The sequence below is a fragment of the Candidatus Coatesbacteria bacterium genome (assembly GCA_014728225.1).
Lineage (GTDB): Bacteria > RBG-13-66-14 > RBG-13-66-14 > RBG-13-66-14 > RBG-13-66-14 > WJLX01.
The window spans coordinates 1-9,944 of record WJLX01000139.1; the positions used below are offsets into that span (position 1 = coordinate 1).

The following is a 9,944-nucleotide window of genomic DNA, read 5'->3' on the forward strand; positions in this document are numbered from 1 at the left end:
CGAGGCCCAGCGCGTCAGCCTGAGCGTCTACGACCTGGCCGGGCGCCGGGTGGACGTGTTGTCCGAGGGCGAGCTGCCCGCCGGACGGCACGCCGTAAGCTGGAACTGCTCCGCTGCATCAGCCGGGGTCTATCTGCTGCGCCTGGAGACGCAAGGCGCGGCGCTCAGCCGCCGGGTGGTCGTCGGGCGGGTCGTCGGCCGGTAGCGAGTTGTTGATATAGCATCACCCGGGCGGGATTAACATCCCGCCCTTACCATCTTGCCGGCCGGGGGCCGGCGGACTGTAGGCTGGAGAGCCCGTGCTCCATCGCCGATTACCACTCGCACCCTGCAGTACATCCCAGCGGCCCACACTCCATCCATCACCCCCTAAGATGCCGACAGTATCAATCTACCCCTTGGCGCAGCATCGACGCCTGTGGTAACGTGGTATAATCAACGTGTATCGTTTCCAACACAACTGTGGGGCAGGTGGAGATGGACAGCGCGATCGACAAGGAACGGGTCAAGGGACGCAAGGTGATGCTGGGCGTAACGGGCGGCATCGCGGCTTACAAGGCCTGCGAGCTGGCCCGGGGGCTGATCAAGGAGGGGGTCGAGGTTGACACGGTGCTGACGACCAACGCCACCCGCTTCATCTCACCCCTGTCCTTCAGCTCGCTGACCGGCCGGCCGGCGCTGACCGAGATGTTCGATGAAACCGGCGCCCTGCCCAATTACCGTCATCTGGACCTGGCCCGCGAGGCCGAGCTGGCCGTGGTGGCACCGACGACGGCCAACTTCCTCGGCAAGCTGGCCAACGGCGTGGCCGACGATCTGCTATCGACGACGATGCTGGCGGTCAAGTGCCCGGTGCTGATCTGCCCGGCGATGAACGCCCGCATGTGGACCAATCCCGTTGTCGAGCGCAACGTCCGCGAACTCAAGGGTTTCGGTTACCACTTCATCGATCCCGTCGAGGGCGAGCTGGCCTGCGGCGAGACCGGGGCCGGCCGTTTGGCTCCGGTGCCGTCCATCGTCCTGCGCGCCCTGGAGCTGCTCAGCCAGTCCCAGGACCTCGAGGGCTTCAACGTCCTGGTCACCGCCGGAGCGACCCGGGAGGCCCTCGACCCGGTACGCTTCATCTCCAACCCGGCCACAGGCAAGATGGGCTTCGCCCTGGCCGAGGCCGCCCGCCTGCGCGGGGCCAAAGTCGCCCTGATCAGCGGACCGACCTCCCTGGTGCCGCCGACGGGGGTCCGCTTCCACCGCGTGACAACGGCCGTCGAGATGCTGGAGATCGTCGAGCGCAGCTACGGCGACTGCCACATCTTCATCTCCGCCGCCGCCGTCAGCGACTTCACCCCGGTCAAGGTCTCCCGGGACAAGATCAAGAAGGGTGAGGGCGGGATGCAGGTCGAGTTCAAGAGCAACCCGGACATCCTGCATATGCTCAGCGAGCGTAAGGGCCGGCGGATCCACGTCGGCTTCGCCCTCGAGACCCGGGACCTGGAGACCAACGCCGAGGACAAGCTGCGCGAGAAGAACCTTGACCTGATCGTGGCCAACGACCCCAACATCGAGGGCGCCGGCTTCGCCGTCGACACCAACGTGGTGACGATGATCGACAAATCCGGCACCGTCGAACGCTACCCCAAGCTGGCCAAACGCACTCTGGCCTACCTGATCATCGACCGCGTCGTCGACATCATCCAGGAGCGCATCCAGCAGGCCAAAGCACCCTTCAAGCCCCACAAGCTGCTCGAGGGCGCCGAGGGCGGTGACGGCGAGTGAGTCGGCGCCGAGAACTGGCCGAGCAGTTGCGCATCTGGGCCCGCCTCGGCGTGACCTACCTGCCCCGGGGCTCCGGCGGCGAAACCGAGGGAAACGCTACGGAAGCCGCTGTCCGCATTGATTCCTCAATGCCCGACGAACCCGTTCCGAGCCCGGCGCCGAAACCCGCCGAACCGGCGGCCGGTTTCTTCACCCCGGCCCCCGAAGAGGAACCCCCGCCCTGGGACAGCCTGGAAGACTACCGCCGCGACGCCCTGGCCTGCACCAGGTGTTCCCTGGCCGAGTCCCGCAACAGCGTCGTCTTCGGCGACGGCGACCCCCACGCGGCGCTGATGTTCGTCGGCGAGGCCCCCGGCGCCGAGGAGGACAAGCAGGGACTGCCCTTCGTCGGCCGCGCCGGCAAGCTGCTGGACAAGATGATCATCGCCATGGGACTCAAGCGGGAAACCGTCTACATCGGCAACGTGCTCAAGTGCCGTCCGCCCAACAACCGCGACCCCCTGCCCCACGAGGCCGCCGCCTGCCGTCCCTACCTCGAAACCCAGATCCGCCTGATCAAGCCCCGGATCATCTGCTGCCTGGGTCGGCACGCCGCCACCCGCCTGCTCGACACCAAACAATCGCTCAAACGCCTGCGCGGGCGCTTCCACCCCTACAACGAACACACTCGGGTCGCGGTGACCTACCACCCGGCCTACTGCCTGCGCAACCCCGCCGCCAAGCGCGACGTCTGGGAGGACCTGCAACTGGTGATGGCCGAGCTGGGCCTGGAAATACCCGACGGGTAAGCCGGGGCGACCTTCGACAACAGGCCCCGGGCCCGCGAACGTTTTCTACCCCGCGGGCTCGGAGCCGGCACGGTTTTTGCGGAGGCGCACCGTTGCCGCCGTTTCAACGGTCGCCGAGATGCAAAAACCGTGCCGGCTCCGAGCGCGCGGGCCGGGATAACCGCCGGGAGCCTTGTCAAAGGTCGCCCCGGCAGCACAACAGGTTGGGTGGTGGATGAAGCAGCCGCGCGACAGCTTCAGCATCGGTGATGTCGAACTCGGCGGACGCCTGGTCTTCATCGCCGGACCCTGCGTCATCGAGGGCCGCGACTTCCTCCTCGACCTGGCCGAGGCGCTGGCCGAACTGGCCCGGGAACGCGGTGTCGGCCTGATCTTCAAGGCCAGCTACGACAAGGCCAACCGGACCTCGATCGACAGCTTCCGCGGGCCGGGGCTCGAGGAGGGGCTGAAGCTGCTGGCCGACGTCGCCGATGCCGCGGGGCTGCCCGTGCTGACCGACGTCCACTCCCCCGCCGAGGCCCGAGCCGCCGCGCAGGTCGTTGACGCCCTCCAGGTGCCGGCCTTCCTCTGTCGTCAGACCGACCTGATCAGCGCCGCCGGCGCCGCCGGTAAACCGGTCAACGTCAAGCGCGGTCAGTTCCTGGCCCCCGACGACACCGACCACGTGGTGGCCAAACTGCTGGCCGCGGGCTGCGACGAGATCATCCTCACCGAGCGGGGTTACACCTTCGGTTACCACGACCTCGTCGTCGATCTGCGCTCCCTGGTGCGGATGCGCCGCAGCGGGGCCCTGGTCTGTTACGACGCCACCCATTCCCTGCAGCAACCCGGCGGTGCGGCGGGGCGCTCCGGCGGGCTGCGCCGGCTGGCCCCGCCTCTGGCCCGGGGCGCCGTGGCCTGCGGGGTGGACGCCGTGTTCTGCGAGGTCCATCCCGCCCCCGCCCACGCCCGAAGCGACGCCGCCACCCAGTTGCCGCTGGAGCGCTTCGGCGCCCTGATCGACCAGCTCCGGGTCCTCGACGACCTGCGCCGGGAGCTGGGCGAACTCGAGTTGGATTGACCCTTCGAGCGGGAGGTTACTTGAGCAACGTCGAGTATCCGGGACGCTCCCTGGTCGATGACCTCGTCGGACGGGCGGCAGCGGTTGAGCTGCTGCTGACCGATGTCGACGGGGTGATGACCCGGGGTGAGATCTACGCCGACGCCGCCGGTGTGCCGCTGAAGCTCTTCAACGTCAAGGACGGGATGGGCCTGTTCCTCCTCGGCCGCGCCGGGATCGCCCGCGGGGTGATCACCGGCAAGACCTCGGAGGCCGTTCGTCGGCGCTGCGCCGAGCTCCAGCTCGAGTTCTGCCGTCAAGGAGTCATCGACAAGGGCGCCCTGCTCGAGGACCTTTTGGGGGAGTGCGGCTGCCGGGCCGCGGAATACGCCTACATCGGCGACGACCTCAACGACCTGCCCCTGCTCGAGCGGGCCGGTCTGGCCTGCTGCCCCGCCGACGCCGCCGTCGACGTCCGCCGACGGGTCCACTACGTCTGCGCCGCCCCGGGGGGCGGCGGTGTGGTGCGCGAGGTCTGCGAGCTCGTCCTGCGGGCGAAGGGCCTGTGGGCGGGCTTCGTCGAGGCCTGGCGAACGGGGTTCACAACTCATTAAGACCAACACTTATGAGCTGGTTGTTATTCGTTGACGAGAGTGGTCACGACCATAAGAACACCCCTTTTGAGGTGCGTGGGGGTGTGGCAATTAAAGACGAAAGAATATGGCCCTTTATACGCCAGATAAAGGCCCTTGAAATAGCTTTATTTAGTCGTGAAATGAAAAGCTTTATTAAAGAGATCAAAGGGGAAGGAGATAACCCTCAGGGAAAGGAAATAATCGTCTATCACCAAACCTGTATCGACTTTGCACAAAAATTAATGCAGCTATTAATTGACAATAATGCAGTAATATTTGCTTCTATGATACCAAAAGGGGTACAAAAACCATATGGAGCGAGTGAAGAAAACTATCTACGGAAAGATATGGTCTTTCTATTTGAAAGATACTTTTATTTTCTTGAAAGAGAAAATGAATACGGTTTAATAGTAATGGATGAAACTGATAAAAAGGAAGATCTCAATTTTGTCAACAGATTACAAAAATATTTCACTTTAACAGCTAATGGACGCTATAGAACATCGCGGATAATACCTGTACCATTTTTCGTTTCTTCTGATATGTCTTATCCAGTTCAAGCTGCTGATGTTTGTATATATTGTATAAACTGGGGTTTCAGGCTACCCTTCTTTGACGATAAAATCGAGTATCGTAGTGAAATAGGTGAAGAGTTTGGTCCAAGTTTATCAAGACTACAGTATAAAGGTAAAATTGGTTTTGAAGATGAAACTAAGGATATATTCGGTATTGTTTATGTGCCTGATCCATACACCTCAAGATCATAAAAAAAGGGTGGCGGTAAAGCCCTCCGGAAAGCTACACGGGGTAGCAATCCTTTGGCCGAACCGCCACACGAAGGTTAGTCTTTTTTTCAGGATTTGTCAAGCTATGGGTATGGATAATGACGGTTAAAGAAGCTAGCTTACGATAAGGTTCCCACCATGACCCTTTCGAACGAACAACTCCTAGCCGCTGGGCGCGAGGTGCTGGAGATCGAAGCCGCCGCCCTGGAAGCCCTGGCCGACCGCCTCGACGACTCCTTCGCCGAGGCGGTCCGCCTGCTACGCGACTGCGCCGGACGGGCGGTGGTCACCGGCATCGGCAAGAGCGGTCACGTGGCGGGCAAGATCGCCGCTACCCTCTCCTCGACGGGCACGCCGGCCTTCTTCATGCACCCCGGTGAGGCGGTCCACGGCGATCTGGGCATGGTGGCCCCCGGCGATGTGGTGCTGGCGATCTCCAACTCCGGCCGCACCGAGGAGCTGCTGGCCCTGCTGCCCCGGCTAGCCGACCTGGAGGCCCCCGTCGTGGCCCTGGTCGGCGACGCCGCCTCCCCGCTGGCCGCGGCGGCGACGGTGGTCCTCGAGGCCGCCGTCGAGCGCGAAGCCTGCCCGCTCAACCTGGCCCCGACGACCTCGACGACGGCGGCCCTGGCCCTGGGCGACGCCCTGGCCGTGGCCCTGATGGAGCTCAAGCAGTTCAAGGCCGACGACTTCGCCCGCTTCCATCCAGGCGGCCGGCTGGGTCAGCGGCTGCGCTCCCTGAGCGTCGCCGAGCTGCTGATCAGCGGCGACGAATTCCCCGTCGTCGGCGTCGACGCCTCCTTCGACGCCGTCGTCGCCGAACTGGCGACCAAGCGTCAGGGGATCGTCGTCGTCACCGCCGCGGACGGCGCCCTCGCCGGCGTCGTCTCCAACGGAGACGTCCTGCGGATGCTGGCGGACGGCCGGACGGCGGGCCTGATCGCCCGCCGGATGCTCAACCCGGAGCCCAAGACCATCGCCCCCACGGCCAGCGCCGAGGACGCCGTGGCGCTGATGGAAACCCACAACATCACCGCCCTCGTCGTCGTCGACGACGGCCGGCCCCTGGGGTTGATCCACCTCCACGACGCCCTCGGGCGGCGGCAGTTCTGGACCCGCAAGGCCTGAGCCGCTGGGCCGCAACGCTTCGACGGGGGCCCCGGTCGAGCCGGAGCCCCCGCGTGGTATCAGCGGCGCTGGCCGGATAATCCAACGGTAGATGAAGCTATGGACGGACCGGAAAAGCAGTCGGCGGACTTGCGTACCCGGACGGCGGATCGACCGGTACTGGTCGGCCTCTCCGGCGGGGTGGATTCGGCGGTCGCCGCCGGTCTGCTCCACCGGGCCGGAGCCCGCGTCGGCGGTCTGTTCGTCCGCACCTGTGCGCAGCGCGAGGCGGAAGCGGCCGCTCTGGACGCCGCCCACCGCACGGCGACGGAGTTGGGGATCGAGTTCACGGTCCACGACGCGGCGGCACAATTCCAGCGAACGGTGCTGCGGGAGGCCCTGCGCATCGCGACCGCCGGCGGAACGCCCAGCGTCTGCCCCTACTGCAACGCCCGGCTCAAACTGGCCGTCTTGGCCCGGGAGGCCGAACGCCGGGGAACCCGGTTGATCGCCACGGGCCACTACGCCCGCGTCACCGTCGTCAACGACGTACCCCGACTCAGGCGCGCAGCGGCGCGGGAACGGGACCAGTCCTACTTCCTCCACCAACTCGCCCCGGAGCTGCTGGAGCGGCTGGTCCTGCCCCTGGGCGGGTTGGACAAAAGCCGGGTCCGCGCGCTGGCCCGCCGTTGGGGGCTGATCGCCGCCCGGCGCCCCGACAGCATGGACCTCTGCCCCGCCCTGGCCGATTCCCTCGCCACCGAGCTGATCCGCCGCGCCCCGCAACAGGCCCTGCCCGGACCGCTGCTCGACCACCACGGCCGCGAGCTTGGCACACACCAGGGGCTGTTCCGCTACACCATCGGCCAGCGCCGGGGCCTGGGCCTGGGCGGCGGGACGGCGGAACCGCTCTACGTGGTCGCCAAGGACCCCGGTCGTCGGGCCCTGTTCGTCGGCCCCGAGGAGCTGCTCTGGAGCCGGGAGATCGATGTCGAGCTCCAGGGGCCGCTCCACCAACCCCCGCCCGCCGGGCTCACCTGCCGACCGCGCCGCAACCACCCCGGCGCCCCCGTCGAGGTGCTGGAACGCGACGACGGGACGCTGCGCTTGCGCTTCCTCGCCCCCCAACGGGCGCTGACCCCGGGCCAGATCGCCGTGCTCTACGCCGACGAGCTCGTCGTCGGCGGCGGGGTGATCCGCCTGCCCCGACCCTAGCGGTAAAGAGCCTTGACCGCCCCCCAGCTACCCCCGGTCACCCCGATCGGATTGTCGTCCCACCGGCAGCGCAGCATCAAGTCGCCGTAGGCGTCGGTTTGACCCCAGTCGCCCCCGACGGGCCGGTGCCAGGAGTGTCCGCTGGCCGCAACGTCGCGACCCAGATAAAAGGCGTTCTCGCCGTCGTACCAGGCGACGTAGAAATACTGCGTCGGCACCTCGACGGCGACGTCGACCCACTGCCAGTAACCTTCACCGGCTGCTTCGCAGGCCCGGCTGTCGAGCAGTTGACCCGGCGCGCCGCCCGACGACGAATAGACCCGCAGCTCACCGTCGAACCCGCGCTCCCGCCAGACCGCCCAGGTGAACAGGCCCACCTGAGTCAGCGAGCCCTCCTCACTCGGTTTCTCGAACTCGACGGCCCAGCAACCCGTCTCGGAGACCGCACCGTAAAACTCGCCGTCGTCCCAGTAGAGCTCCGTTTCCTCAGCCGACATCACGACGGACAGCAGCAGCACGAAGCACAATACCAATCGCTGTCGCATGATCCTCCTTCGCAAACTGTAGTTTTCCGTCCAGCAAGCACCCCCCAACGAGCCCTTCCCCGTCGAACCGACCGGCCTTTGAAAAACAGCCTTCCGCCGCCGCGGCGCGAACGTTGATCGGCATGCCGGAACCGGCACGGTTTTTGCGGAGGCGGAGCGTTGCCGTCGGCCCAACGGTCGCCGAGATGCAAAAACCGTGCCGGTTCCGGCGCTGCCTGGTTTGCCGGCGCACGCCGAGCAAAACCGGCTGTTTTTCAAAGGCGATCACGCTTCCGACTGACAGCGATCCCGGAGCGTTACCTCAGCCCACGCTCGGCCAAAGGACTGGATAGCGCAAGGGAACGGCGCCGGGCCGTTCCCTTGTCGTCGCGGTTGGCTCGCTCGTTAGATGTGCAGGGCGCGTCCCAGGGCGTCCAGAGAGGCTTCGCGGACCATCTCCGGCAGGGTGGGGTGAGCGTGAATCGTCTCGGCGACCTGGTCCAGGGTCAAGCGGTTGGCGCAGGCCAGAGCCAGCTCGGCGATCAGCTCGCTGGCCCGGGGTCCGCAGACCCCGCCGCCGATGACCCGGTTGTCGGCGGCGTCGGCGATGACCTTGACCAACCCCGCGGTGTGGCCCGCGGTCAGGGCCTTGCCCGAGGCCCGGTAGGGGAAGCAGCCGACGAGAACCTCGATACCGGCCGTGGCGGCCTCGTCCTCGCTAAAGCCCACCGCCGACAGCTCGGGGATGGTGAAGACGCAGCGCGGGACACAATCGTAATGCACCTCGCCGTCCTCGGTGATCATGTGCTCGACGGCGACCTCGGCCTCATAGCTGGCCACGTGGGCCAGCATGTGGCCGCCGATGCAATCCCCGGCGGCGTAGGTGCGTTCCAGCGTAGTACGCAGCCTGGCGTCGACGACGAGCCCGCCCTGCTGAACCTCCAGACCGAGGGATCCGGTGTCGATACCGCTGAGGGAGGGCTTGCGTCCCGTGGCCACCAGCACGCGGTCGCACTCCTTACGCAGGTCCCGCTCGTCACCGTTGCGGCTCATCGTCACCTCGTAGCCGCCGTCATCGAGCTCCTCGACGCCCAGCACCCGGGTATCGGTATGGACGGTTATCCCGGCGCGCTTGAGCTGCTTGGACAACACCTCGGTCAACTCGGCGTCCTCCATCGGCAGGGCCCGCTCGAGCATCTCGACGACGGTCACCTCGCTACCCAGAGCGCTGTAGATGCAGGCGAATTCCAGCCCGATGACCCCGGCGCCGATGACGATCAGGCGCTCGGGAACCTCGGGCAAGGCCACGGCATCGGCGCTGGTCCAGGCCAGCTCGATGCCCGGCACCGGGGGCTTCGCCGGTTGGGAACCCGTCGAGAGCAGGACATAGTCGGCCTCGATGACACCTTCATCGTCGCCGTTCTCCCAGCGTAGCACGCCGGGCTCGCTCAGCTTGCCGCGGGCCTCGACAACCTCGACGCCCGCCTTCTCGAGCAGGCCGCGCACGCCGGTCACTAGGCGCTTGACCGTCGAATCCCGACGCTTACGCAGCTCGTCCAGCTCGAAGCGCAGGTTGTCGAGGGCCAGGCCGGAACGCTTGAAGGAACGATCGCTCAACTCGCGGTACAGGGTGGCGGCGTCGACGAGGGTCTTGGTCGGGATGCAGCCGACGTGCAGGCAGGTGCCGCCCAGCCAGCGCTCTTCGACGAGGGTCACGCGGGCGCCGAGCTGGGCCGCCCGCAAGGCGCCGACGTAGCCGGCCGGTCCGCCGCCGAGGATGGCGATGTGGGCCAAGGAGGTTCCTTTCGCTGTCGGGGTTGATTAGCGGTAGCGGGGGGTATTCGCTGATCGTCAGCTGCGGGTAAAGTAGCACATCAAGCTATCTCTGTCAACGTGAAGACCTTAGCCTGAAGGTCCTTAGCGGATCCACCCGTTCGGGATGAGCGGTCCGCAGACCCGCGACAGATTCCGGGAAAGCCGGTCGGTTGTGGAGGCTTGCGGGCCGGAACCGGCACGGTTTTTGCATCTCGGCGACCGTTGAAACGGCGGCAACGGTCCGCCTCCGCAAAAACCGTGCC

10 protein-coding genes are annotated in these 9,944 nt (G+C 66.0%); 8 read left to right on the plus strand and 2 right to left on the minus strand.

All coding sequences use genetic code 11. From position 1 onward, the window contains the following. From GF399_09945 to mnmA, 8 genes are all read left to right on the plus strand, one after another. On the plus strand, positions 1-205 hold a 205-nt coding region (locus tag GF399_09945), incomplete at its 5' end, for a T9SS type A sorting domain-containing protein (protein MBD3400637.1). A 272-nt stretch (positions 206-477) separates the two neighbouring features. Then, entirely contained in the window at positions 478-1,773 is a 1,296-nt protein-coding gene (gene coaBC, locus GF399_09950; GenBank protein ID MBD3400638.1) for a bifunctional phosphopantothenoylcysteine decarboxylase/phosphopantothenate--cysteine ligase CoaBC, read from the plus strand. Positions 1,774-1,901: 128 nt separating this feature from the next. Then, the gene (locus tag GF399_09955; protein ID MBD3400639.1) at positions 1,902-2,561 is read left to right on the plus strand and encodes a uracil-DNA glycosylase; all 660 of its coding nucleotides are present in this window, start codon (positions 1,902-1,904) and stop codon (positions 2,559-2,561) included. Positions 2,562-2,775: 214 nt separating this feature from the next. Beyond that, the gene (gene kdsA / locus GF399_09960) at positions 2,776-3,621 is read left to right on the plus strand and encodes a 3-deoxy-8-phosphooctulonate synthase (GenBank protein MBD3400640.1); all 846 of its coding nucleotides are present in this window, start codon (positions 2,776-2,778) and stop codon (positions 3,619-3,621) included. Between the two features lie 116 nt (positions 3,622-3,737). Beyond that, complete coding sequence (locus GF399_09965; GenBank protein MBD3400641.1) at positions 3,738-4,214, plus strand: HAD hydrolase family protein; 477 nt, start codon at positions 3,738-3,740, stop codon at positions 4,212-4,214. Then, positions 4,166-5,002, plus strand: a complete 837-nt coding sequence (locus GF399_09970) for a DUF3800 domain-containing protein (protein MBD3400642.1) — start codon at positions 4,166-4,168, stop codon at positions 5,000-5,002. The genes GF399_09965 and GF399_09970 overlap by 49 nt, the downstream gene beginning before the upstream one ends. Positions 5,003-5,158: 156 nt before the next feature. Further along, positions 5,159-6,148: a KpsF/GutQ family sugar-phosphate isomerase gene (locus GF399_09975; GenBank protein ID MBD3400643.1), complete on the plus strand. Its 990-nt coding sequence runs from the start codon at positions 5,159-5,161 to the stop codon at positions 6,146-6,148. Positions 6,149-6,247: 99 nt separating this feature from the next. Next, complete coding sequence (gene mnmA / locus GF399_09980) at positions 6,248-7,342, plus strand: tRNA 2-thiouridine(34) synthase MnmA (GenBank protein ID MBD3400644.1); 1,095 nt, start codon at positions 6,248-6,250, stop codon at positions 7,340-7,342. Here mnmA and GF399_09985 read toward each other — a convergent pair. After that, the gene (locus GF399_09985) at positions 7,339-7,887 is read right to left on the minus strand and encodes a hypothetical protein (GenBank protein ID MBD3400645.1); all 549 of its coding nucleotides are present in this window, start codon (positions 7,885-7,887) and stop codon (positions 7,339-7,341) included. The genes mnmA and GF399_09985 overlap by 4 nt on opposite strands. A 384-nt stretch (positions 7,888-8,271) precedes the next feature. After that, positions 8,272-9,660 carry a dihydrolipoyl dehydrogenase gene (lpdA, locus tag GF399_09990; GenBank protein MBD3400646.1) on the minus strand — a complete coding sequence of 463 codons (1,389 nt, stop codon included), beginning with the start codon at positions 9,658-9,660 and terminating at the stop codon, positions 8,272-8,274. Positions 9,661-9,944: the final 284 nt, after the last annotated feature.

Excerpts from the sequence above, each read along its gene's own strand:
- GF399_09965 (MBD3400641.1), top strand. The coding sequence starts at position 3,738 with ATGACCCGGGGTGAGATCTACGCCGACGCCGCCGGTGTGCCGCTGAAG.
- coaBC (MBD3400638.1), top strand. The coding sequence starts at position 478 with ATGGACAGCGCGATCGACAAGGAACGGGTCAAGGGACGCAAGGTGATG.
- GF399_09955 (MBD3400639.1), top strand. The coding sequence starts at position 1,902 with ATGCCCGACGAACCCGTTCCGAGCCCGGCGCCGAAACCCGCCGAACCG.
- GF399_09975 (MBD3400643.1), top strand. The coding sequence starts at position 5,159 with ATGACCCTTTCGAACGAACAACTCCTAGCCGCTGGGCGCGAGGTGCTG.
- GF399_09985 (MBD3400645.1), bottom strand. The coding sequence starts at position 7,887 with ATGCGACAGCGATTGGTATTGTGCTTCGTGCTGCTGCTGTCCGTCGTG.
- mnmA (MBD3400644.1), top strand. The coding sequence starts at position 6,248 with ATGGACGGACCGGAAAAGCAGTCGGCGGACTTGCGTACCCGGACGGCG.
- kdsA (MBD3400640.1), top strand. The coding sequence starts at position 2,776 with ATGAAGCAGCCGCGCGACAGCTTCAGCATCGGTGATGTCGAACTCGGC.